Origin of the sequence: Planococcus sp. 107-1 (genome assembly GCF_021513255.1) — a bacterium.
GTDB lineage: Bacteria > Bacillota > Bacilli > Bacillales_A > Planococcaceae > Planococcus.
Genome location: NZ_CP090977.1, coordinates 2,290,663 through 2,314,580, shown reverse-complemented (window position 1 = coordinate 2,314,580; position 23,918 = coordinate 2,290,663). Strand labels below are relative to the sequence as shown.

General features: G+C 43.9%; 23 protein-coding genes, 1 tRNA gene and 5 pseudogenes. 17 read left to right on the top strand and 12 right to left on the bottom strand.

From position 1 onward, the window contains the following. Positions 1-3 precede the first annotated feature (3 nt). The 4 genes from spxA to pepF all read left to right on the top strand — a co-directional run bounded on the left by spxA (position 4) and on the right by pepF (position 4,328). Positions 4-399 (top strand): transcriptional regulator SpxA, encoded by a 396-nt coding sequence (gene spxA, locus L0M13_RS12180; protein ID WP_006829729.1) that lies wholly within the window; start codon positions 4-6, stop codon positions 397-399. 244 nt (positions 400-643) lie between these two features. Beyond that, positions 644-1,300 (top strand): adaptor protein MecA, encoded by a 657-nt coding sequence (gene mecA / locus L0M13_RS12175; protein ID WP_235196750.1) that lies wholly within the window; start codon positions 644-646, stop codon positions 1,298-1,300. A 73-nt stretch (positions 1,301-1,373) separates the two neighbouring features. After that, complete coding sequence (locus tag L0M13_RS12170) at positions 1,374-2,342, top strand: competence protein CoiA (protein WP_235196749.1); 969 nt, start codon at positions 1,374-1,376, stop codon at positions 2,340-2,342. A gap of 177 nt (positions 2,343-2,519) precedes the next feature. Beyond that, entirely contained in the window at positions 2,520-4,328 is a 1,809-nt protein-coding gene (gene pepF, locus L0M13_RS12165) for an oligoendopeptidase F (protein WP_235196747.1), read from the top strand. 325 nt (positions 4,329-4,653) lie between these two features. On the opposite strand, the pseudogene L0M13_RS12160 reads toward pepF, so the two are convergent. From L0M13_RS12160 to L0M13_RS12150, 3 genes and pseudogenes are all read right to left on the bottom strand, one after another. Continuing rightward, positions 4,654-5,450, bottom strand: a pseudogene (locus tag L0M13_RS12160) (ClpXP adapter SpxH family protein). Beyond that, the gene (locus L0M13_RS12155; RefSeq protein ID WP_235196746.1) at positions 5,447-5,845 is read right to left on the bottom strand and encodes a globin domain-containing protein; all 399 of its coding nucleotides are present in this window, start codon (positions 5,843-5,845) and stop codon (positions 5,447-5,449) included. The pseudogene L0M13_RS12160 and the gene L0M13_RS12155 overlap by 4 nt, the downstream one beginning before the upstream one ends. A 109-nt stretch (positions 5,846-5,954) precedes the next feature. After that, positions 5,955-6,536 carry a CYTH domain-containing protein gene (locus tag L0M13_RS12150; protein ID WP_235196745.1) on the bottom strand — a complete coding sequence of 194 codons (582 nt, stop codon included), beginning with the start codon at positions 6,534-6,536 and terminating at the stop codon, positions 5,955-5,957. A 116-nt stretch (positions 6,537-6,652) separates the two neighbouring features. On the opposite strand from L0M13_RS12150, the gene L0M13_RS12145 reads away from it, so the two are divergent. From L0M13_RS12145 to L0M13_RS12130, 4 genes and pseudogenes are all read left to right on the top strand, one after another. Then, positions 6,653-7,045, top strand: a complete 393-nt coding sequence (locus L0M13_RS12145) for a UPF0738 family protein (RefSeq protein ID WP_235196744.1) — start codon at positions 6,653-6,655, stop codon at positions 7,043-7,045. 22 nt (positions 7,046-7,067) lie between these two features. Further along, the gene (locus L0M13_RS12140; RefSeq protein ID WP_285835933.1) at positions 7,068-7,745 is read left to right on the top strand and encodes a GTP diphosphokinase; all 678 of its coding nucleotides are present in this window, start codon (positions 7,068-7,070) and stop codon (positions 7,743-7,745) included. Beyond that, a complete protein-coding gene (locus L0M13_RS12135) occupies positions 7,742-8,542 on the top strand; it encodes an NAD kinase (protein WP_235196741.1) in 801 nt (266 codons plus the stop codon). The genes L0M13_RS12140 and L0M13_RS12135 overlap by 4 nt, the downstream gene beginning before the upstream one ends. Before the next feature lie 11 nt (positions 8,543-8,553). Beyond that, a pseudogene (locus L0M13_RS12130) lies at positions 8,554-9,434 on the top strand (RluA family pseudouridine synthase). On the opposite strand, the pseudogene prpE reads toward L0M13_RS12130, so the two are convergent. Continuing rightward, positions 9,425-10,163 (bottom strand): annotated as a pseudogene (gene prpE, locus L0M13_RS12125) (bis(5'-nucleosyl)-tetraphosphatase PrpE). The pseudogenes L0M13_RS12130 and prpE overlap by 10 nt on opposite strands. Before the next feature lie 98 nt (positions 10,164-10,261). On the opposite strand from prpE, the pseudogene mgtE reads away from it, so the two are divergent. Both mgtE and fabI read left to right on the top strand, forming a co-directional pair. Continuing rightward, positions 10,262-11,630, top strand: a pseudogene (gene mgtE, locus L0M13_RS12120) (magnesium transporter). A gap of 126 nt (positions 11,631-11,756) precedes the next feature. Beyond that, positions 11,757-12,527, top strand: coding sequence for an enoyl-ACP reductase FabI (fabI, locus tag L0M13_RS12115; RefSeq protein WP_235196740.1), 771 nt, complete (start codon positions 11,757-11,759; stop codon positions 12,525-12,527). A gap of 43 nt (positions 12,528-12,570) precedes the next feature. Here the strand turns inward: fabI and L0M13_RS12110 are convergent, their stop codons facing one another. From L0M13_RS12110 to L0M13_RS12100, 3 genes and pseudogenes are all read right to left on the bottom strand, one after another. Next, on the bottom strand, positions 12,571-13,002 hold the full coding sequence (locus L0M13_RS12110) for a GNAT family N-acetyltransferase (RefSeq protein WP_235196739.1): 432 nt from the start codon (positions 13,000-13,002) through the stop codon (positions 12,571-12,573). Continuing rightward, positions 13,003-13,521, bottom strand: coding sequence for a YjcG family protein (locus L0M13_RS12105; protein ID WP_235196738.1), 519 nt, complete (start codon positions 13,519-13,521; stop codon positions 13,003-13,005). A 77-nt stretch (positions 13,522-13,598) separates the two neighbouring features. After that, a pseudogene (locus L0M13_RS12100) lies at positions 13,599-14,319 on the bottom strand (alpha/beta hydrolase). Between the two features lie 98 nt (positions 14,320-14,417). On the opposite strand from L0M13_RS12100, the gene L0M13_RS12095 reads away from it, so the two are divergent. The 4 genes from L0M13_RS12095 (at position 14,418) to L0M13_RS12080 (ending at position 18,751) form a co-directional block, all read left to right on the top strand. Further along, positions 14,418-15,002, top strand: a complete 585-nt coding sequence (locus tag L0M13_RS12095; protein ID WP_235196737.1) for a phosphatidylglycerophosphatase A family protein — start codon at positions 14,418-14,420, stop codon at positions 15,000-15,002. 126 nt (positions 15,003-15,128) lie between these two features. Further along, positions 15,129-16,118 (top strand): TAXI family TRAP transporter solute-binding subunit, encoded by a 990-nt coding sequence (locus tag L0M13_RS12090; protein ID WP_235196736.1) that lies wholly within the window; start codon positions 15,129-15,131, stop codon positions 16,116-16,118. Between the two features lie 84 nt (positions 16,119-16,202). Further along, entirely contained in the window at positions 16,203-16,694 is a 492-nt protein-coding gene (locus L0M13_RS12085) for a DUF1850 domain-containing protein (RefSeq protein ID WP_235196735.1), read from the top strand. A gap of 23 nt (positions 16,695-16,717) precedes the next feature. Then, positions 16,718-18,751, top strand: a complete 2,034-nt coding sequence (locus L0M13_RS12080) for a TRAP transporter permease (protein ID WP_397443484.1) — start codon at positions 16,718-16,720, stop codon at positions 18,749-18,751. A gap of 89 nt (positions 18,752-18,840) precedes the next feature. Here L0M13_RS12080 and L0M13_RS12075 read toward each other — a convergent pair. The 4 genes from L0M13_RS12075 to L0M13_RS12065 form a co-directional block, all read right to left on the bottom strand. Continuing rightward, a tRNA-Val gene (locus L0M13_RS12075) sits at positions 18,841-18,913 on the bottom strand. 53 nt (positions 18,914-18,966) lie between these two features. Then, complete coding sequence (locus L0M13_RS18750; RefSeq protein WP_397443540.1) at positions 18,967-19,338, bottom strand: 2'-5' RNA ligase family protein; 372 nt, start codon at positions 19,336-19,338, stop codon at positions 18,967-18,969. After that, complete coding sequence (locus L0M13_RS12070) at positions 19,322-19,489, bottom strand: hypothetical protein (RefSeq protein WP_235196734.1); 168 nt, start codon at positions 19,487-19,489, stop codon at positions 19,322-19,324. The genes L0M13_RS18750 and L0M13_RS12070 overlap by 17 nt, the downstream gene beginning before the upstream one ends. 15 nt (positions 19,490-19,504) lie before the next feature. Further along, the gene (locus L0M13_RS12065) at positions 19,505-20,227 is read right to left on the bottom strand and encodes a thermonuclease family protein (protein ID WP_235196732.1); all 723 of its coding nucleotides are present in this window, start codon (positions 20,225-20,227) and stop codon (positions 19,505-19,507) included. 96 nt (positions 20,228-20,323) lie between these two features. On the opposite strand from L0M13_RS12065, the gene L0M13_RS12060 reads away from it, so the two are divergent. After that, positions 20,324-21,160: a DNA-3-methyladenine glycosylase family protein gene (locus L0M13_RS12060; protein ID WP_235196731.1), complete on the top strand. Its 837-nt coding sequence runs from the start codon at positions 20,324-20,326 to the stop codon at positions 21,158-21,160. 91 nt (positions 21,161-21,251) lie between these two features. Here the strand turns inward: L0M13_RS12060 and L0M13_RS12055 are convergent, their stop codons facing one another. After that, positions 21,252-21,398, bottom strand: a complete 147-nt coding sequence (locus L0M13_RS12055; protein ID WP_235196729.1) for a hypothetical protein — start codon at positions 21,396-21,398, stop codon at positions 21,252-21,254. Between the two features lie 121 nt (positions 21,399-21,519). On the opposite strand from L0M13_RS12055, the gene L0M13_RS12050 reads away from it, so the two are divergent. Both L0M13_RS12050 and L0M13_RS12045 read left to right on the top strand, forming a co-directional pair. Beyond that, on the top strand, positions 21,520-22,446 hold the full coding sequence (locus L0M13_RS12050; RefSeq protein WP_235196728.1) for a Gfo/Idh/MocA family protein: 927 nt from the start codon (positions 21,520-21,522) through the stop codon (positions 22,444-22,446). Positions 22,447-22,511: 65 nt separating this feature from the next. Next, the gene (locus tag L0M13_RS12045; RefSeq protein ID WP_235196727.1) at positions 22,512-23,900 is read left to right on the top strand and encodes an aldehyde dehydrogenase; all 1,389 of its coding nucleotides are present in this window, start codon (positions 22,512-22,514) and stop codon (positions 23,898-23,900) included. Positions 23,901-23,918: the final 18 nt, after the last annotated feature.

The window sequence follows — 23,918 nt, the reverse complement described above, 5'->3', positions numbered from 1 at the left end:
ATGATGGTAACTCTATTTACTTCTCCAAGCTGTACGTCTTGCCGGAAAGCAAAAGCGTGGCTAGAAGAACATGAAATTCCATATACTGAACGCAATATATTTTCTGAACCGTTAACAATCAGCGAAATCAAAGAGATCTTGCGTATGACAGAAGACGGAACAGATGAAATAATTTCGACTCGTTCGAAAATTTTCCAGAAATTAAATGTTGATGTTGAGAGTCTGCCTCTTCAACGCTTATATGAGTTAATCCAAGAGCATCCTGGATTATTGCGCCGTCCGATTATTATGGACGAAAAGCGCCTGCAGGTTGGCTATAATGAAGACGAAATTCGCCGTTTCCTTCCGCGCAAAGTTCGTGCTTACCAATTGCTCGAAGCGCAGCGTATGGTGAACTAAAAAAGCTACGAAAGCTGTCCAGTCTTTATGAACTTTCATAAGGAAATCATGGACAGCTTTTCTTTATCTAAAATAGTTGCATAATTTGGTGAAATAATCTAGACTCGTATGTACTTAAGAGTTACTAAATGATTCAGGCAGAAACTTTTTCTTCTCTTAAGAAACACGATATACTAGTATTAGTAACATAAGCACGGCATATAAGGACAATCCTCTTAGTCCATTTCGAAAGGAGAGGTGTAAAATGGAAATAGAAAGAATCAATGACAATACAGTTAAATTTTACATTTCCTATCTCGACGTTGAAGAACGGGGTTTCAGCCGTGATGAAATATGGTTTAACAGAGATAAAAGTGAAGAACTTTTTTGGGAAATGATGGACGAAGTGAATGAAGAGGCTGATTTTGTAATGGAAGGGCCTTTGTGGATTCAAGTCCAAGCTATGGATAAAGGACTTGAAGTAACAGTTACTCGCGCACAATTGACGAAAGACGGGCAGAAGATTGACATGCCTGATGATATAGAAGAACGACGTAAAATGTTTTCAAGTGATGATGCCAATACAGCTGATTTTGATGAATTTGAACCGGTCTTCGATGAGCCGGATCTGAAGAAACTTGAATTTACTTATGCGTTTACTGAAGTTGATGAGTTATTGCCAATTGCCCGGCGCTTGATGTATGTGCCGATTGAATCTGCATTGTATCATTTCGAAAACAAGTATTATCTTCATGTGAGCTTTGATGATCTGCTTCATTCAGAAGACGATGTCAAAGACAATACCAGTATCATATCCGAGTACTTGCAAAGTTCACCTCTAACCATCCACCGTTTAGAGGAATATGGCAAAGAGATCTTTAAACAAGATGCTTTGTCGAATGTACTATATTATTTCGGATAAAAATCCCCTTAATCGGGGATTTTTTTTATTGCTTATATTCGGGAATATTCTTACAATTGAGCGGGAGGTGTTTTTGATATTAATCGCATTATTAGCGGATCAATCCGTCATCAATCTTGCTCATGTTAAACAAAAGGAGAGTCTGCTCGCTCTTCGGGAAAAAGAACAGTTCTTTTGTTCCCAGTGTTTTACGCCGGTCGTTTTAAAGGTCGGTGACATTAAAATCCCCCATTTCGCCCATAAAACGCTTTCGGGTTGTGACTATTCCAATGAACCTGAATCCTCTTTGCACCTTCATGGCAAGCTGTTACTTCATCAATTCTTCCAAAAACGCCATTTCCAAAGCGAGCTGGAGAAATTCCTGCCCGCTATTCGCCAACGTGCAGATTTGCTCGTAGAAGGACAGACAGCGATCGAATTTCAATGCAGTGCTATTCCTCCGAATAAAGTAATTCAGCGGACAGCAGGCTATCTGCAGCACGAAATTGATCCAATCTGGATCGGCGGCTTAAAAAATCCCCCAAATGAATCAATCCAAGAAATCCGGTTGAAAGCATACGAAACTGAATTGTTTCAGCGAAAAGATAAAAATCCATATTTGTTGGCTTTTTATCCCGACGATAATCGATTTTACTATTATTCGAACTTGTTTTACGTAAGTGGCAGCCGAAGAATTGGAAAGGTGAAATCTTTGGAAGCGTCACGCCAATCGTTTCCTTTTGCTGTGCCTAAGCGTTTGAGCCAGGAGGAATTCAGCCGCGTTTATGTACTTTTCTTGAAAGCACGCCAGCAATTTATCCAGAGCCAGCTATTTGCGAAGAACAGGGTACGCAATCTTTTTTGGCGTGCTTGCTATACCCTGCAATTGGAGAGGGACAGGCTGCCATATTCGATTGGCCTCCCGTTTATCGGTGCGGGCATTTTCCGGCAGCATGCCGTGTTGTGGCAACTATTGGCCCTTGAAGCATTCAAACTACAAATGCCGATGCCGAAGTTAATCGAAAGCGGGGAAAATTTTATTGGCAGATCCGCGCTATTTTAATGAAGCAGTAAAGATATTGGAGCAATATATCGAGATCTCCATTATTTTGACCGGACAGTCAGATAACTTTACAAGAACACTTGAGCTTTTATATGATAACTATTGCAATAGCGTATGAAAATTGAGAAAATAAGCTATAGTTCGACTCCCGAAAGAGCGGGAAAAGGAGGAAATAGAATGGCTGAAAAATTACTGCTTAGAGATGAAGTACCTGCTGAACTTACATGGAAATTGGAAGATATATTTGAAACCAATGAAGCGTGGGAACAAGAATTCAAAGAAGTTGCTGAACTCGCTGAGAAATCTGGGTCTTATCAAGGGAAATTGAAAGATGGGGCAAATGCTTTATACGAAGTGCTGGTCTATAAAGATGAATTGATCCAGCGCCTGCAGCGTTTATATACGTTTTCGCATATGCGTTATGACCAGGACACGACGAATTCAACTTATCAGGCAATGGACAGCCGCATCAAAGCATTTTATGCAAAAGTGGCGACAGGCTTGTCGTTCTTGACTCCTGAAATTTTGGAACTTGAAGAATCAACTTTAAATGCATTTATTGAAGAGCATGAGGGATTGAAATTGTACAAACATGCCCTTGAAGAATTGAACAATATGCGTCCGCATGTATTGCCTGCGGAACAAGAGGCTTTGCTTGCGCAACTTTCCGAAGTGGCGAACTCTTCGTCTGAAACATTCGGCATGTTGAACAATGCTGATTTGGAATTTCCGGAAATAGAAAATGAAAAAGGTGAAAAAGTGCAGATTACCCACGGGAATTATTCCAATTTCCTTGAAGGCACTGACCGCCGAGTCCGTGAAGATGCATTTAAAGCGGTATATGCGACTTATGGCAAATTCCGCAACACCTTTGCTTCGACTTTATCCGGGAATATTAAACGCGATAACGTAAATGCACGAATCCGCAAATACGAATCTGCGCGACAGTCTGCTTTATCTGATGACCATATTCCAGAAAGTGTTTATGATAATTTGGTAGAGACGGTCAACAAAAACCTCCATCTTTTGCACCGTTATGTGAAATTGCGGAAAGAAGTGCTAGGGCTCGACGAAGTGCATATGTGGGATATGTACACGCCGCTAGTCAAAGAAGTGAAAATGGAGATCCCATATGAAAAAGCCACAGAAATCATGCTTAAAGGCCTCGAAGCTCTCGGTGAAGAATACACCGGCATCGTGGAGCACGGCATCAACAACCGCTGGGTAGACGTCAAAGAGAACAAAGGGAAACGGAGCGGCGCATATTCTTCAGGCGCTTACGGCACAAACCCTTATATTTTGATGAACTGGCAAAATAACGTCAATAATCTTTACACATTGGCGCATGAGTTTGGACACAGTGTCCACAGTTACTATACGCGCTCGAACCAACCTTATGTATATGGAGATTATTCGATTTTCGTAGCTGAAGTTGCATCGACGACGAACGAAGCTTTATTGAATGAATACATGGTACGGACAACGGAAGACGACCAGGAAAGAATGTATTTATTGAACTATTGGCTGGATGGTTTCCGCGGCACAGTCTTCCGCCAAACGATGTTCGCAGAATTCGAACATTTGATCCATAAGATGAACCAGGACGGGGAAGCGTTGACAGCTGACCGGTTAACGGAAGTCTATTATGACTTAAACAAGAAATACTTCGGGGAAGATGCAGCAATCGACGAAGAAATCGGTTTGGAATGGACGCGGATTCCGCATTTCTACTATAATTATTATGTGTTCCAGTACGCTACAGGGTTCAGTGCAGCTACAGCCCTCAGCAAAGGAATCTTAGAAGAAGGTCAGCCGGCAGTGGATCGCTATATCAACGAATTCTTAAAAGCAGGGAGCTCGGATTATCCAATTGAAGTGCTGAAAAAAGCAGGCGTCGATATGACATCGCCAGAACCAGTGGAAGAAGCATGTAAAGTTTTCGAGCAAAAACTCGACGAACTGGAAAAACTATTATTGAATAAATAAAAGATCAAGAAGCCGGAAAACCAACCGGCTTCTTTTATTTTGGTATATTAATATAATGAAAAAGAATATAGATTAACTTATCTTTACAGCAATATGACAAATTTGTGAAATCCTTTGTGAATTATTGCATTAACTATTATTCCGTGATAAAGTAAGGTTGTGAAATAAATCACATACAAACATACACCCCTTTGTTTGAGCGTGAACATTTCTCCCATCCCCTTTGTGTAATACCGAAAGGCGCCTTCCGGACGTGGAAGGCGCCTTTCACTTTGCCAAAAATTCCAGACGAATAGAAAAAATAGCCTTTCGCATATGCGAAAGGCTATTTTAATGTCCATAAGGTTTGGCCTGGCAAATTAATGCGTTCAAGTTTTTGCTGAAGCAATTGCTTTTTCAATTCCCGTTCTGCATTTTGCTCAGAAATATTATAAATAGAAGCAATTTCACCCGTTGCCATCGTAGAGTATTTGATAAATAATTCATCCAAAGAAGGCGGAGACTGTCGGTTTAAATTTTCTTCTCCTGACATTTCTTGAAGAATCGTTTGATAAACATCATATGAATAAAGTCCAGATACTTTTACTCCTTCGTCTTCAATGCATTCATTGAAGAAAACGATGCTAGGCACTTCGTCGATTTCCATTTCCGCGTAATCTGCAAATCGCATTGGAACGCTTTGGCCGTATTGACAGAGTGGAAATCCTGCTTGAACTCCTCTAAATCCAATTCGGATTCGCTCGCAATTGTTAGCAAAACATCATAAGAAGAAACATCTTTTGTCTTCAACAAGAGATGCTCCTGAAGTTTATGCAAGAAGCGGTTGCCTGCGCGTCTGCCCTGGAGTTCTGCAGCTTTTACGGCTACGGAAGCCAGAACGGGATGGGAAAGGTTTTCGGTATCGATATTCGGTGCTTCTGCAGCTTTGTTCAAATTGAACAATTTGGTACTTAAAACGAATCGCATTGAAAAGTAATGGCCATATTCTATTTGAAGTTTACGGACGATCGATTGAAGCGCCCAGCACTGCGGATTTAAGGGATCAAGAAAAATGTAAAGTTCCATGGGCTTTGCCGGCTTTGGGATATCCGGGCTTTCCTGAGTCAGATCTAATTGGTTCACACTAACTCCTCCTCGCTATCTTGCTCATTCACCATGTGGTGAGCAGTCAAAACAAGACGTTGGTAAAAGACTTCGCGGAATTTACCGGTCAATTCCACTTCATCCATTGCTTCACTCATGCATTCAAGCCAAGCCTGCGCCCGCTCTGGAGTGATCGGAAATGGATGATGGCGTGCCTTTAACCGCGGATGGCCGTGCTCTTCAGAATATATATTGGGTCCACCTAAATATTGAGTCATAAATTGTTTTTGTTTTCTAGCTGTTTCAGTAAGATCCTTAGGAAAAATAGGCTGCAGCTTTGGATGCTTTGCCACTCGCGAATAGAACGCGTCAATTAACTGTGACAAGCGTTCCGCACCAATTTCTTCGTACGGAATAATCGGTTTTCCAGTCATTATTGAGTCTCCTTTGCTTTAGCTGTAGATTCATTCTATCAACGCAACGGAAATTTCTCAAACAAATCGATTGAAAGTGGAAAAGATAGGAAATAAGGATGGATTAAATTCATGTAAAAGGTTTTATGGATTTCATAAAACGCGCAATTTTCTTATCGGCAGGACGCACAGGGATTTTCTGTATAGTCAGGAAATCCAAAAACTGTTTGCGGCCGACTTCAGCATTTTGGACTTCGAATTCCAATTCGTAGTCTTCAGCCTGGCCATACTCCGAGTGGTCGATAACCAATAAGCCGTCTTTATAAGGAAACTCTACGCGATGGGTCGTTAAAGTCCCGAATCGTTCAAGGTCTTTTTCATTTACGGCCAATTCTTTTAAGGCTGCTTTCACTTCCAGCGCTTCAAAAGAATGGCCGTCTAGCATCTTTTCGGCTTGCATGGGTGTTAGAGAATCCGTAATTTCATAATTCCCCTCAGGAGCGGGAGTTTTCAATGTGCATTCATAATCCTCATTTTTCACGCGAATCCGCAATGCGCAGCGTTTCGCTTTTAAGCTGAAATCTTTCGTATCGAAATAATGGTTCGTCTGTGTTTTAATTTCTTCAGCCTTTACTTCAAAAGCCTCCAATAAACGATTGTATTCATTTTGTTCCAGCATGTTTTTGTATTCGATTTCAAGTTCTTTTGTCATTCCGGCTTCACCTCATCATTCTTATTTATTATGGGATAATTTTTGCCAAACTGCAACGGACACGAGAGCTGTGTTAAAATATGACTATAGATTAAAACTGGAAAGGATGCATCCCTTTGCGTAAATTAGTAGAAGTATCAGAGGGTCTTTTCGAAGGCCAAAACATTCAATTTAAAGTGAATGCGGCAGAACCTGCAGAAGCGGTGGAAGCTGCCGGGAAAATGCTGACAGATACAGAAGCCTGTGCTTTTGTTTATGTAGTCGATACCGGCACCGAATATATTTATGTCCATTTTAAAGAACATACATGGCCGCTTTTAGCGGAAGCGCTTAAGCAGACGGATGTTGTTCCTCTGCTCGTTTGGGATAAACAAATAATGCCTCTAGATGCATTCCATGAAGAACTGGGCATGCTGCTTGAAAACATCGAAGGCAATGATAATTATGCGGAGGATTTCCGCATTGCAGTCGAAGCTGTTTTCCATGAGGCACTTGCTTCACAAGCATAAAGAGGAGTAAGGAGGATTGGGTATGGGCCAATGGGATCGTTTTTTAGCACCGTATAAACAAGCGGTTGATGAATTGAAGATTAAATTTAAAGGGATGCGCCAGCAATTTGAAACGGATAATACGAATTCGCCAATTGAGTTTGTTACCGGCCGTGTAAAGCCATTGGCGAGCATATACGATAAAACACTTGAAAAAGGGATCGCTTTTGAACCGTCGGAGGAATTGGCGCATCAAATGCAGGATATTGCCGGACTTCGCATGATGTGCCAATTTGTCGGAGATATACAGACCGTAGTCACGCTTTTGCGCCAACGGAATGACTTGCGGATCGTTGAAGAGAAAGACTACATCTCCCATGAAAAACAAAGCGGCTACCGCTCATATCATGTAATTGTGGAATACCCAGTCCAAACCATCAATGGCGAAAAGCTGATTCTCGCTGAAATTCAAATTCGGACACTCGCGATGAATTTTTGGGCATCGATTGAGCATTCGTTGAATTATAAATACAAAGGCGTTTTCCCGGAAGAAATCAAAAACAGGCTCCAGCGCGCTGCAGAAGCGGCATTCCAACTGGATGAAGAAATGTCGCAAATCCGGGACGAGATCCAGGAAGCCCAAGCTTACTTTACCGAATTCAAGGAATCCGCGGGTACACATTTTCCTACAGGAAGAGAAGGGGGACAATCAAAGCGATGAAATATTTTATCATATCGAGAACCGATGATCTTTCAAATGAATTAATGGCGACTGCACGGGAGTATTTGCAGGACTTTGGATTGGAATGGAGCGAAGAGGCGCCGGATGTCGTGCTATCCATTGGTGGGGATGGGACCTTCCTGCACGCTTTTCACAAATACCGGGATCAGTTGGACACAGTGGCTTTTGTCGGAATACATACAGGCCATTTAGGATTCTATGCGGATTGGAAACCGATCGAAATTGAGAAATTAGTATTGTCGATTGCGAAAAAAGAATACGAAGTGATCGAGTATCCTTTGCTTGAAGTCAGCATCCACTATTTAAACAAAGCCGAACCTTCTGTTTACTTGGCATTGAATGAATCAACGGTCAAATCCCCTGATGTTACCTTAGTGATGGATGTCTTTTTGAACGAAGGGCATTTCGAACGCTTCAGAGGAGACGGACTATGCATGTCTACACCTTCCGGCAGTACGGCTTATAATAAAGCTTTGGGAGGAGCCATTATCCATCCGTCGCTGCACGCTATGCAGTTGACGGAAATGGCGTCCATCAATAACCGCGTTTTTCGTACAGTCGGCTCTCCATTAGTGTTGCCAGCCCACCACCGATGTGCACTTCGGCCGGTGAAAGCACCAGATTTTATGGTGACAGTCGACCACCTGCAATTGCTTCATAAAGACGTGAAGTCGATCGAATACCGGGTGGCTGAGGAAAATGTCCGGTTTGCACGGTTCCGCGCGTTCCCGTTTTGGAGACGCGTACACGATTCATTTATCGATAGCGAGGTTTAAAAGTGGAACAAATGACAGCATTTCAATTAACTTATAACGTGAAAACTTCCATGCTTCTGCGTGATGCGTTAAGCGGCTGGGGGATTTCCAAGCGGACTTTGGCATCAGTGAAATATGGGGGTGGAAAGATACTGGTCAACGGTCGTGAAGTAACGGTCCGGCATGTCGTTGAAAAAGACGATGCCGTGACCGTTATTTTTCCTAAAGAGGAATTAGGTGGAGGGCTGCAGGCGGAAAGCGGTCCTTTGAGCATCATTTATGAAGACGAGGCTTTATTGATTGTAGACAAACCGCCGCTTCAAAACACGATACCTTCAAGAGAACATCCTTCAGGCAGCCTGGCCAATATCGTCGCAAAACATTTTGAAGACCACGGCGTACCAGCGACGCTGCATATCGCCACGCGTCTTGACCGGGATACTTCAGGGCTTGTATGCATCGCGAAAAATCGCCATATCCATCATATGCTCTCGATGCAGCAAAAAGAAAAAGTTATGAAACGGCAATACGATGCACTGGCACATGGATTTTTTACAGAAGAAAAGTTTACGATCACTGAGCCGATTGGCCGAAAAAACACGAGCATCATTGAACGGGAAGTCCGTGAAGACGGACAGTTTGCAGAAACTGAAGTGGAAGTGATTCAGCAATTCGACGGATATGCCGCGTGCAGCTGCAATTGAATACGGGAAGAACCCATCAAATCCGCGTACATTTAGCTCACATCGGCCATCCTTTAGTTGGCGATGATTTATATGGCGGTACCCGAGAAATCATCCCACGCCAAGCATTGCATTGCAGTAAGCTGCTTTTGCTGCACCCTGTAACCGGAGAAAAATTAGTCTTTTCTTCGCCATTAAACGAAGATATGAAGCAATTGATTCACGTATAACGGTGGAATTTTTCCGGTTGGAAAGGTTGCCTAGAAGGAACGGAAACGAATTCCTTCTCAGGGAAGCGAAATGCAGTGAGCGCGCCGCCAAAAACACAGCCGGTATCGATATTGGCCGTTCGGTTAATTTGATAAGGTTCTTCTGTGGGCGTGTGCCCGTAAACAATCCATTTAGCCCCTTGGTAATTTTTCGCCCAGTCTCTTCTGACAGGCCGTCCATCTGCATGGAATTTGCCGGTAGTGTCTCCGTAAAGAACAAAAGCCGCAATGCCTTTGCTTATTTTTGCTCCGATCATTTCTTCTTTGATGCCGGCATGGGCAACGACAAGGTCTGGGCTAAGCTGTTGATAGAGCGGCAGCTTTTCGTAGAATTGCAGATAAGCGGGACCGGAATTCCGATTGCTTCTTTTTCGGCAGACGCTGCCACTCAGCAAGCGTATTTTCAAGGCCATGGCTGATCTGGACTTTGTTGCCTTTAAAAAAACGATAAAGTTTGTTGCAATGGTTTCCGGGGGAATAGTATAGGATGTCTGCGTCTTGCATCTTAAATAAGAGATGCAGAACATCAAGAGAGGCAGGACCGCGGTCCATGGCATCTCCTACAAACACAAGGCGACGGTTGTCTGAATGCCGGTAAAGGCCACCTTCTTCCAGGTAGCCAAGCTCGTTCAGCAAATCGAGAAGTTCCTGGTAGCATCCATGAATATCGCCAATAATATCAAATCCCATAAAAAACACCTCTTTAATCTTGATTATCTTTATACATAGTGTAACGTATAGAATGGTGAAATTGTGTGTTGAGATTAGGGAAGGAGGGAGTACACCAGATGGAAGAAATGAACCATAATGATCGTGAAATGGATAATGAAATGCTTTTGGATCTTCTGAAGCAAGGAGACGTTGAAGGCTTCAGGGGTGATTTCTTAACGCATCATCCATATGACCAGGCTACATTTTATGAAAAAGCAGATCAAGATATCCGGCATTTGATGTATCAGTATCTCTCTCCGAAGGAAATGGCGGATATTTTTGAAGCCATTGAAATTGATGACGATGAATACGAAGATCTTTTCAAGGAAATGAATGTCAATTATGCATCCGATTTGCTTTCGTATATGTATACAGATGATGCAGTTGATATTTTGAACTTGCTGAACAAAGAACAAGTGGCTACCTATTTGACGATTATGGAAAAAGAGTCAGCAAGGCAGATTAAAGATTTGCTTCACTACGAAGAATATACGGCAGGTTCTATCATGACAACGGAATTCGTTTCGATTCCGAAAAATTCCACCGTCCGTTCCGCGATGAACATTTTGCGGAATGCTGCGCCTAATGCTGAAACCATTTACTATGTTTTCGTAGTCGATGAAGACAAACGCTTGTCTGGGATTGTCACGCTCCGGGATTTGATCGTTTCGGACGAAGATACGTTGATCAGTGCAATTATGAATGAACGGGTAGTCAGTGTTTCCGTCAGCGAAGACCAGGAAGAAGTTGCGCGCATGATCAAAGACTATGATTTCTTGGCGATACCGGTAGTCGATTTTCAGCAGCATTTGCTCGGCATCATCACAGTCGATGATATCATCGACGTTTTGGACGAGGAAGCTTCAGATGATTACTCCAAACTTGCCGCAGTTTCCGATATGGATACGTTCGATAAAGGCCCATTTACGGCAGCTAAAAAACGGTTGCCTTGGCTGATTTTGCTGACATTCCTTGGGATGCTGACGGCCAATTTGATGGGGATGTTTGAAGCGACGCTTGATAAAGTGGCACTTCTCGCAGTTTTCATCCCTTTAATTGCTGGGATGGCGGGGAAACAGCGGAACTCAAGCTTTGGCGGTTGCCGTCCGCGGGATTGCGACAGGCGATATCGAGGAAGAAAGCAAGATGCGTTTATTATTCCGGGAAGCGGGCACCGGTTTGATCACGGGAATCGTTTGCGGAGCGGTAGTCGTAGGCTTGGTGTATTTTTGGAAAGGCGAACTGCTGATTGGCGCTTTAGTGGGGACGGCGGTATTCGGTTCAATATTTGTAGCCACTTTAGCAGGTTCTTTTATCCCTTTGTTGATCCATCGCCTGAAAATCGATCCAGCTGTAGCTTCAGGGCCTTTTATCACTACTTTGAATGATATTATCTCCATCCTGATCTATTTAGGATTGGCAACTACATTTTTGGGGCAACTATAGAAAAGTGCGAATTGCACTTTTCTTTTTTATGAGGTAATATTAGTACCAGGTATTAATATAAAGTTTTAAAAGTTTATTTGTAAAACGCCATTGAAAACAAGAAATAGAATTGCAGGAGGAATTGGGATGTCGATATCATTAGAAGGCAAAACATACGTAATCATGGGAGTAGCCAATAAACGAAGCATCGCATGGGGGATTGCACGTTCACTGGATCAATCAGGAGCCCGCCTTATTTTCACTTATGCAGGAGAACGATTTGAAAAATCGGTTCGCGACCTTGTCGCTACACTTGAAGGAAACCACGACCTCATTTTGCCGTGTGACGTAACAAACGATGAAAGTGTGGAGAACTGTTTTTCTTCTATTAAAGAACAAGTCGGCACGATCGATGGGTTGGCGCATTGCATCGCTTTCGCTAAAACGGAAGAGCTTGCAGGGAATTTCTCGGATACATCGAGAGACGGTTTCTTATTAGCCCAAAATATCAGTTCGTACTCATTGACGATTATTGCGCGCCATGCGAAACCGCTTGTGTCAGAAGGCGGCAGCATCATCGCCCTTACGTATATCGGCGGCGAACGCGTGATGCCGAACTATAACGTCATGGGCGTAGCAAAAGCTTCTCTTGAAATGTCTGTCCGCTATTTAGCAGCTGATCTTGGACGCCAGGGAATTCGGGTCAATGCCATTTCTTCAGGGCCGATCCGTACGTTGTCTTCAAAAGGGGTAAGCGATTTTAACAGCATCCTTCATGAAATCGAAGAAAAAGCGCCGCTTCATCGCAACACGACGCCAGAAGAAGTCGGCGATACAGCTGTCTTCCTTTTCAGCAATATGTCTCGGGGCATCACGGGTGAAACAATCCACGTAGACAGCGGCTACCATATCCTATAAATGAAAAAAAACAGGCCATCGCATAAAAAGCGATGGCCTGTTTTTACATAACGTTTTTTTCCATGGCACGATGGGGAATCCCGGCGTCCAGGAATTCGGGTGAAGTTACGGTGTAGTTCAATTTTTCATAAAATGGAATGGCGTATGACTGGGCATTGAGCTTTAAAGTCAGAAGCCCGGTTTTTCGCGCGTATTCCTCCATTTCATTCATCATTAATACTCCGACATGCAAACCACGATATTCCGGAAGAACGCAAACGCGTTCAATTTTTCCAACGCCCATTTCCGTTTCCCGGATGCGTCCTGCTGCAATCGGTTGTTCCAATTCATAGCCGATAAAATGGACCGCTGTATCATCATACTCGTCCAACTCAAGATGTACGGGTACGCCTTGTTCTTCCACAAATACTTTTCTTCTGATATCAAAAGCGTGTTCTTTTTCTAAAGGGGTTTCGGCGATTTTAGCTTTCTGCAATTATTGCTCATCTCCTGTTAAACGGAATGTGTCATAAACCGTCCACGATCCGTCTTCCAGTTGATAAAGAAGGTGGATACGATCAATGACTTCTTCATGGTTGATGCCGACCATTTTCAATTGGCCAAAGATATCCGCATGCTCGGAATCGGACATTTTTTGGGCGATTGTGATGTGCGGCACAAAGGAAAAGCGTGGCGCACCACCGAAAAAGTCGGAATGAAGGTCTTCATGCAAAGCAGCAATTTCGGGATTGTCTTCAATTCTGAAATAAAGCGTATTCGTCAACGGTGCAAAGCTGCTGACCCGTGTCGCATGGATGTTAAACGGCTTATGGCGTTTTGCGATTTTCGTAAGTTCTTCTGAAATATCTTTAATCTCAGCATCATCCGCTTCAAAAGCGTCCTTGAGCGTCATATGGGGCGTGATCTGCTCATAATGCGGATCGTACCGCATGCGGTATGAGTTTGCTAAATCTTGAAGTTTTTTGGATGGGAAAGCGACAATTCCGTATTTCATAAAATGACCTCCTCGTCAGTAATTCCTATTTCTTAATTTATTATACCAAAAGAAACTTGAAAATTGTGAATGGCCGGTCAAACACCGAAATTTTGTATAAGTGCCCGTTTTAAATCGGGCTGCCAGTGTTTCCAAGTATGATCTCCATCGAATTCTTCATAGAAAACGGAAAATCCTTTATCTTGCAGTAATTTGTTCAAAGCCCGATTAGGCTCAAGAAAGTCAGCAGTCCCGCCATTGCTTAGTTTTACGGCTGTCTCACCAGTTCCAATCACATGGTAAACCGTGAAAGGATGAGCGGATTTAAAATTCGTTACTTTCTCCAATAACTCATCGCCGACTTTTGGCGATTGGAGAATGACGCGGCCAAAGATGTTCGGGTAGGTTAAAGCGGCACTCAATGAAACCGTAGCTGCAAGTGAATCGCCGATTAAAGCTCTGCCCATGCCCACTTGGTAAGTCGGATACTTTTCGTCAAGGAAAGGAACGAGTTCATGGGCTAAGAAACGAAGGTAAGCTCCGTGCTGTTCGCCGGTCGGTTCGTATTTCATGCTGCGTTCCTTCACACTCTTATAAGGAATGCCGACAAAAATAATATTTTCGATTTCCTTATTCTCTAATAATTCATCAGCTACGCGGTGCACGGCCTAATTGGAAATAGTCTTTGCCGTCAGATGCGATGACTAATGTATATTTATATAAAGGCGAATAATTATGGGGCAGGTAAACCAATAATTGCATATCCTCTTGCAACGCCTCACTGTAAATCGTTAAATCTTCCACTGTGCCTCTGTTCATAGATGAGCCTCCTATACTATTCTGTACGAAAATTGTAACATATTCATGGTACAAGGTATAATTAGTAAGAACGCTAAATTGGAAAGGGGATTTTTAGTATGGATGGTGGGAAATTCCGAGTACATTCAGAAGAAGTGACAAAAGCGACTCATGAAGCTCTGGCTCGACGCGGAGTAGAAGTAGAGGAGATCGCGAAAATCGTTTTGGAAATGCAATTGCCTTATAACGAAGGTCTAACGATTGCCCATTGCATAGAATCAGTGGAAAGCGTACTTCGCAAACGGGAAATACAGCATGCCTTGCTGGTCGGCATTGAATTGGATGAGCTCGCAGAACAAGGGAAACTTTCAGCTCCATTGCAGCAAATCGTCGGAGCGGACGAAGGGCTTTTCGGAGTCGATGAAATGATCGGCTTAGGCGCAGTTCTGACTTATGGCAGCATTGCCGTTACCACTTTTGGGCATCTCGATAAAAACAAAGTAGGCATCATCCGCAAATTGGATACGAAAGTCGGGGGAGCAGTACATACGTTTCTCGATGATTTGGTCGCGAGCGTCGCGGCTTGTGCTTCGGCCCGTATCGCCCATCGCACTCGGGATTTGGAAGAGCAAGGCAAAACATTTGAAGATTTGAGTCCGGAAGATACAGCGCCGGAAACACATGTAGACGGCGCGGAAATTTAATGTGAATTGACTGAACGCTGCCCTTAGTTTCTTTATTCTCAAAAATCAGTTTGACTCCTAGATACAAAGTCATGTTATGATAGAATTGGAAATATAGAAACATTCAAACAAAGGGGAGGTCATTTTATGTTGAAAAAGAAATTTGGTCTATTTGCAGCTGTAGCACTTGCAGGATCTGTGTTCCTTGCAGGTTGTGGAGATGACACGGCTAGCGACAGTGGAGACGGCGGCGGTTCTGGCGGTTCAGCAGATCCGGAATTCCTAAGCATCTTAACAGGTGGGACGACAGGAACGTACTATCCGCTTGGCGGAGCAATGGCTACAATTATTGAAAATGAAACAGGAATTGATACAACAGCTGAGGTTTCCCAAGCATCTGCCGCCAATATGACAGCGCTTGCGGACGGAGATGCACAAATCGCATTTGTCCAAACCGACACAGCTTTTTATGCAGCTGAAGGATCGAATATGTTCGAAGGAGAAGTCATCGATACAGTTTCAGCGATCGGAGCACTTTATCCGGAAACGATTCAATTGGTAACGACTGCAAATTCCGGCATTACTTCTTTTGATGATTTAGCAGGCAAGAGCATTTCTGTTGGAGCGCCTGGTTCAGGTACTTATATCAACGCAGAGCAATTGCTTGAAATCCACGGCATGACAATGGAAGACATCGAAGCACAGAATCTTGACTTCGGCGAATCCCAAGAAAGTCTGCAAGCTGGCCAAATCGATGCGGCATTTATTACTGCCGGGACACCGACAGGAGCAGTTGAAAGCTTAAGCGCAACTTCGGATGTAGTGATTGTACCAGTAGCAGAAGATAAAGCTGCGGAATTAATTGAAAAATACCCTTACTATGCAACGGATACAGTGCCATCCGGTACTTATGGTTTGACTGAAGATGTACCGACAGTGTCGGTGCTTGCAATGCTAGTCGTACAAAATGATCTTTCCGAAGATCTCGTATACGACATGACAAAAGCGATTTATGAAAACACGGATCAGATTCAGCATGCTAAAGCGGCATTCATCAAACCGGAAACGGCGCTTGATGGTATCGGAATCGATGTCCACCCAGGTGCACAAAAATACTTTGATGAAGCAAATCAATAAGCGGTCCAAAATAATAGGCGATAAAGCGAAAGCTTTATCGTCGTTATTTTTGTAGAGATTCAAATTTAGAAGAGGAGAACTAAGATGCCTAAAAAGACAAATCAGTGGATTCTTCTTTCGGTGCTAGCCCTCATTCTTATCCTCGCTGCGATCATTTTTATTCCAATAGAAAAAAGAATCGTTTTTATCGATAATCGGGAAGGCACATTGACAGCTTTCATTAAAGCGGAAAATGATGCTTTTCAAATCAACTATACGCATTCCATCCATCTTTCTGAAGTGTTGGAAGGCTATAAAATATTGCCGGACAATAGAATCCGGATGGTGGAATTGGAATATGAAGATTTTAACATCGGCATGCCTTCCAATGCAGGAGAAGGAGAGACCTTTGTCGAAAAAGATGGAAAATACCTAATCACGAATATGAAAAGGGAAGTTGACGATTTTCGGCTGTTTGTCGGTGACGTTGACGCTCATCTGTTTTTCTTGGCAGATGGGCATCAATACGATTTAAAGAAGACGCTGGAGCAGGGGGAAATCCTATACCATCAAAATCCAGCGCGTTTCATTATTTGAGCAACTAGAAGGAGTGAGTCTAAATGAGCGATAAACGTACGCCGGAAGAACGGGAAACAATGAAACTCCCGCCAGAAGATGAACATTACATTTCGGAAGAAAAACAAAAAGAGATTTTGCAAAAATACGATCCGGAATCCAATACACGTGATTTAGCAGGAATCATGAAACATATTGTGTTTTTTGGCTTGTTAGCATTCTCCATTTTCCAGCTTTATACCGCGATTTTCGGTCAATATACAGCTTATATACAGCGTTCCATCCACTTAGGATTTGCATTGTCGCTTATATTCCTGCTATTTCCGGCAGTAAAGCGTAAAGGCATAAAACATAAAGTCGCCATTTACGATTATGTTCTGGCATTACTCGCGATCGGTGTCGGTTTATACTGGCCCATCATGTATGATGATTTAGTATTCCGGCTCGGACGTGTAACGGAATTGGATCTTATTGTAGGAATTCTGGCGATTTTGCTGACGCTTGAAGCAACTCGCCGCGCAGTAGGGTTGCCAATCACGGTCATTGCTTCGGCTTTCTTGGCCTATGCCTTTTTCGGCCCTTATTTCCCGGGCTTTTTAAAACATAGAGGACAGGATTTAGATTCTGTCATCCAGTTGATGTTCTATACGACTGATGGGATACTCGGTACACCAATCAGTGTTTCCGCTACCTTTATCTTTGTCTTCCTATTATTTGGGGCTTTCCTGGTGAAAACGGGAGTAGGGCAATATTTCAATGACCTCGCTGTTTCACTTGCCGGCCATTTGACTGGTGGCCCTGCTAAAGTGGCGATTTTCTCTAGTGCTCTCCAAGGAACAATTTCGGGGAGTTCTGTAGCGAACGTTGTAACTTCGGGGTCTTATACGATTCCGATGATGAAGAAATTAGGCTACAAGAAAGAATTTGCAGGAGGCGTTGAAGCGGCTGCTTCGACAGGCGGGCAATTGATGCCGCCGATCATGGGAGCTGCTGCCTTCTTGATGGTTGAATTTATCGGTGGTGTTACGTATTGGGAGATTGCAAAAGCAGCTGCCATTCCGGCACTTCTTTACTTTACCGGTGTTTGGATCATGACCCACTTCGAAGCGAAGCGAATCGGCTTAAAAGGGCTAACGAAAGAAGAAATGCCGAACCGCAAAGAAGTCTTGAAGAAAATTTATCTGCTTTTGCCAATTGTTGCAATTATCGTTTTCCTCTTAATTGGAGTTCCGACGATGCATGCTGCTCTTTATGGCATCGTTTTGACAATTTTTGTAAGTACTTTTGACAAAGAAACTCGCTTAGGATTTAAAGACATGGTCCATGCGCTTGTGGATGGGGCGAGAACTGCGTTAGCAGTAGCAGCGGCGACTGCAGCTGCTGGTATTATTGTTGGGGTGGTTGTAAAGACCGGTCTTGGCTTGAGCTTAGCGAACGGACTTGTTTCTGCTTCAGGCGGAAATATCCTCTTAACGCTCTTCTTTACAATGCTTGCAGCAATTGTCCTAGGAATGGGTTCGCCGACTACGGCAAACTACGTTATTACATCTACCATTGCGGCACCGGCGATCATCACTTTGCTGATGATCGGTGAACCGGCAGGAGCGGCAGTGCCATTAGTGATTGCCTTGTCTGCGCATTTGTTCGTATTCTATTTCGGCATCATCGCCGATATCACACCGCCGGTTGCACTTGCAGCCTTTGCGGCTTCTGGGATCTCCGGAGGCGAACCGATCAAGACCGGGTTTATAGCCGCAAAACTCGCGGCCGCCGCGTTTATTATCCCGTACATGTTTGTATTGAATCCAGCTTTGCTGATGATCGATACTACGGTCCCTCAATTAATCATCGTCTTAATCACGGCGATTGCAGGGATGTTAGCGATCGGAGCCGGATTGATCGGATTCTGGTACCGGAAATTGTATTGGTTTGAACGCATTCTTGCAGTAGCTACCGGGCTGGCATTGATTTATCCGGAAGGTTATTCAGATGCAATCGGGGCAGTCGTATTCATCGTCCTATTCGTCATCCAATGGCTTGGGCGCGAAAAGAAAGAAGTAAGAACTTCTGAAGCATAAAAGAAAATCCGGCTGGAAGCATTCGCTTTCAGCCGGATTTTTTGTAGCAGGCTCTGTTCCTAAAGCCTGCTGCGGGGTTTGGCACCCAATGATTCCTACTGGGCTCGAACCAGCGACCTCTACCCTGTCAAGGTAGCGCTCTCCCAGCTGAGCTAAGGAATCTCAATTTCCAGGACAAATATAATTATATCGCGCCCCGGATAAAAGTCAATACTTTATTCGTTTAGAAAGATGCACCATTCGGTTTGGGCTTTTTCCTGCCGAATGGACCAGCATTCGAGTGCAATGCCCTTCCCTTGAAAGGGCTCAAATTCTAAGCTGAGCCGGGCAAATAAAGGTCCCCAAAAAGGCGGGGCGATATTATTGATGACAGTCGCATGCGGCACCCAGTGATCCGGCAAATAGTAATGGTTTTGGCCGGAGAATTCGCGAGTGGACAGGTCCACTGCCCGGTGCAATTCGGCCAAGCTTTTTGTGAAAACCGCAGCCAGGAAGAAACTGCCTTGCTGTTTGAAAAAGCCAAGCGAATCGAAGGAAAGCGGCAGCTGCTGAAAAGATCCTGCCCACGATTCAATCGCTTTTTTCAGTTCCAGCGGATGCGCTTGTGTATAGGTTTGCAGTGTAATATGCGGCGGGGAAAATCTGGTTTGGGTTGATGCTTACCGTTTTGGCTTGATTTTGCAGATTTTCAATGACGCCGGATGATTGATAATCGAACCTTAAAACAATAGCTTGCATAAATATCCTCCTAAGTCAGCTCCCGGTGCTTCTAAAACCGGCATCTTGTGCTTCTTGTTCTGTGCAGAACCATTCTTCTGGATTGGTCTGTTCATAAGAGCTTTGGCCGGGCATATGGTAGATCTTGCTGCCGCTGCGGCTTATATTCCCTTTAATCGTGCATTTTTTATCGTAGGATTGGCTAGAAGACGGTGCAGTCGATCCGTAAGCCGATGCGTTAAATCCGCGGTCGGTTGCATAATGGTCATATTCCCAAATACCGATCCCTTTATCTTTGGCTTGTTCTTCCACTTCCTTGAACTCTTCGACGTAGCGGGTGTTTGGCGGATAGATATAAGCGACACGTGCCAATCCGGATGCAAGCATCTGTTCCTGGACACTTTCTCCGTCCACATAAATATACGCGAGGAGCCGGTCGTAATCATCGTAACGGCCGCCTTCATCAAATTCAATCGAAACATCTCCGGAATCGATGATGCGTTTGTTTTCGGCAGTGGCTTCTGCACCGAGCGGCTGTTTGCCGATTGTCGGATGATTGGTTTCCGGTGTATCGACAAGCAAATAACGCACTGTCTGTGTTTTTCCTTCAAAATCGATTTTTATCGTATCGCCATCGATAACAGAAACGACATCCACGGGGATAAGGGCTGAAGAAGAGCTGCTTTCTTCTTCAGAGTCCGGAAAAGTGCAAGCGCCCAATAGAAGCGACAATAAAATCATTCCGATTAATTTTTTCATTTAAATCCCTGCTTCCATTTTTTCATTATATTTTGAATAGGTCCGGCTTGCAATCGAAAATACGTTCGGCTACGTTTAGAAAAAAGGAGGGTTTCTATGGAAATCACTTTGCCATTCACTTACGATTTTGATCGGACGCTCGAGCGCTTATCACTAGACCCGCTTCATGCAATCGATCTATCAGAAAAAGCGGTCAGGCTGCCGATGCCGGAAGGGAATATTGTGAAAGTAAGAGCGACGGGTTCAACTCATCAACCCAGCTTTGAAATTGTAGGGACGAAACCGGATCAACTCCGAGAAATCAAACATATTTTTCATTTTGACCGTTCACTGGAACCTGTATATGAGCATTACCAGAAGACGAATCTTGCCCAGCTTTTTCACGAACATCAAGGGACGCCGTTAGTGCGTGAATTTTCTTTATATGGTTCTTTAATGAAAAGCATCATCCATCAGCAATTGAACCTTTCTTTTGCCCATACATTGACAAGCCGGTTTGTCCAGAATTTCGGAGAAGAAAAGGAAGGGGTCTGGTTTTATCCAAGCGCCGAGAAAATAGCGAAGCTTGAACCCGGAGACTTAAGAGAGCTGCAGTTTAGTACAAGAAAAGCGGAATATGTCATCGGCTTATCCAAAGCGATTGCAGCCGGCACTTTGAGGCTTGATGAAATGGAAAACCGGACAGATGAAGAGATTACTTCTGAACTGATCGCTTATAGAGGCATTGGCCCTTGGACGGCGCAAAGTTTTCTCATGTTCGGTTTAGGGCGTCCAAATCTATTTCCTTTAGCGGATATCGGACTTCAAAATGCCTTGAAAATCGAATGGCAACGAAGCGAAAAGCCGGAAAAAGAAGAAATCGCTTTACATTTTCCGGACTGGGAGCCTTATTTATCGTATGCCGCTTTGTATTTATGGCGAAGCATCGAATAAAAATATGCAGATTAAAACGCCTTTTCCATTAGTAATCGAAAAGGCGTTTCTATGTACGAATGCGGCAAAGTACGATAATTGATGCTGCCAATTAAGCGTGGTTCTCCATGTCGATTGAGGACGTTGGGGCGAAGTACAAAAAGGACTCCTGTTCAAGATCCGCCAACTTATCTTTGTTCAATCCCACTTCAAGTTCTCCAGAAAAAATAGGTTCCCACCAGTTTGCTTGTTTTTCCATGATCAATTCCTCCTTTGAATTTTCTGTCTTTATTGTTTGACTATTCTATACCCCAAAAGGTTACACTATTAAACAGGTAGTCAAAAATTAAGCCAAAGGGCCTTTGGAAAAGAGGGGTTAGATGATAACAATCGGCATTGTGGGAGCTGGAATCGTAGGCGAACGGATCATCAAGCAAATGCTGCAGGAGACAGGCATTGAAATTCGCGGACTTTACGATGAGCAGCCAGACAGATTGGCTGCTTTGGAAAAAGAATACAAGATTCCTGTCTACGAGTCTTTGGAAGCGCTGCTGCATGCGGACATCGATTGGCTGTACATCGGGACACCGCCGGCATTCCACGCAGAAATTGCCATAAAGGCAGCGCGCACTGGCGTAAATATTTTATGCGAAAAGCCGCTGGCGCACAACGCGGCAGCTGGAGAACAGATGGCGCTTGCAGCCAATCAGAACCGGATCCATACAGCAATGCATTTTCCGCTCATGTATTCACCGGCTGTCCACGAAATGGTCAGACGAATCCGCAATAAAAGCATCGGCAAAATTGTCCGCATTGAATTGCAGACCTTCTTTCCGGATTGGCCGCGTCCGTGGCAGCAAAATCCTTGGATTGCTTCAAGAAGCCAAGGTGGATTTGTGCGGGAAGTATTCCCCCATTATTTGCAATTGATCAATCGGATATTCGGCGGCCTGACAATCAAGTCCCACCAAATTACGTATCCGGAACACCAAGAACTATGTGAGACGGGTATTATCGCGCATGGCCATTCCGCTGGAGCAATCCCGCTATTGCTTACAGGCATCAGCGGCACGGGGCAAAAAGAATTGCTGGAATTCAAAGTGTACGGAGAAAAAGGCGTATTAACACTCCAAAATTGGTCAGAGCTTTATTTATCAGAAAAGTACGAGGAACGAAAGCGCCTCGCTGATTTCCCATTATTACCGAGCTTGTTTGATTCGATGCGGGAGCAGTCGACTTTTCTTGTTCCATTTGAAGAAGGGCTGACAATTCAGCGGCATATCGACCAGCTTCTTGGATCCGAGTGATTTAGGGCTCAGTGTAAAGGGTAAAGAGTTTAAGGTGAGACTTTTGAGACGAAGGGGAGAATGAAATGAATTTTACGGCACACGACGTGGAACAGATGATTGAATCTCAACGCGCTTATTATTATACAGGAGCTACAAAACCGGCGGAATTCCGCAAAGCCCAATTGGCCCAATTGAAACAATCGATCAAAAAATACGAACCTGAAGTGCTGGAAGCTTTAAGAAAAGACTTAGGGAAAAGTGAATTTGAAGCCTATTCAACAGAAGTGGGCTTTGTCCTAGACAGCATCACCAATATGACGAAAAACTTGGATGAATGGATGGAGCCCGAACCGGTAAAAACACCGATCTACCTGCAGCCGGCCAAAAGTTTTGTAATGCGTGAGCCTTACGGATCGGTCTTGATCATCGGGCCGTTCAATTATCCGTTCCAATTGATCATGGAGCCTTTGATCGGTGCAATGATCGGCGGAAACTGTGCAATCGTCAAGCCATCAGAGACCACGCCGAATGTTGCCACCGTGATTAAAACGATTATCGAAGATGTCTTTCCGCCTTATTATATCCGAGTGGTAGAAGGTGAAAGAGAAGAAGTGACGGCCTTGATCCACGCGAGTTTCGATTACATTTTCTTTACCGGCAGCGTCAACGTCGGGAAAGTCATTATGAAAGCCGCTTCAGAACGGTTAACTCCGATTACATTGGAACTCGGTGGAAAAAGTCCGGCTATCGTAGATCAGACAGCCAATTTGGATTTAGCTGCCAAACGCATTGCTTGGGGCAAGCTGATGAATACGGGGCAAACTTGTGTAGCGCCTGATTATATTTGTGTACATGAATCCGTTAAAGAAGAATTTATGGAAAAATTAAAAAAGACCATCCGGAACTTCTACGGCAAAGACGCACAAACAAGCCCCGATTACGGTCGGATTGTCAGCGCGCAGCATTTTGACCGCCTCTCTGCGATCATTGACCAAGAGCAAGAACAAATTGTCTACGGCGGCCAAAGAGACCGCGACGACCTTTATATGGAGCCGGTTATTCTCGACAACATCCACTGGGATAGCCCTTCTATGGAAGATGAGATATTCGGGCCGATTTTGCCGGTCATCACGTACAATGATCTTCCGGCATTGCTTCGCCAAATCCGTAAATTGCCAAAGCCTTTATCGGCTTATCTTTTCTCGGAAAGTGAACGCGCAATCGAGTTTTTCCTTGATGAACTCCCGTTTGGCGGAGGCTGCATCAATGATACGGTTTCCCATGTCGGCAGTTCGTATCTTCCATTTGGAGGCATTGGAACATCCGGGGTAAATTCCTATCACGGCAAACACAGTTTCGAAACATTCACACATGCCAAATCGATTTTGAAAAAGTCGACGAAACTTTCGACGAATGTGCTTTATCCGCCGTATAAGCAAAAAGTGAAATTTGTGAAAACCTTAATGAAATAAGCGACCATTTGGTCGCTT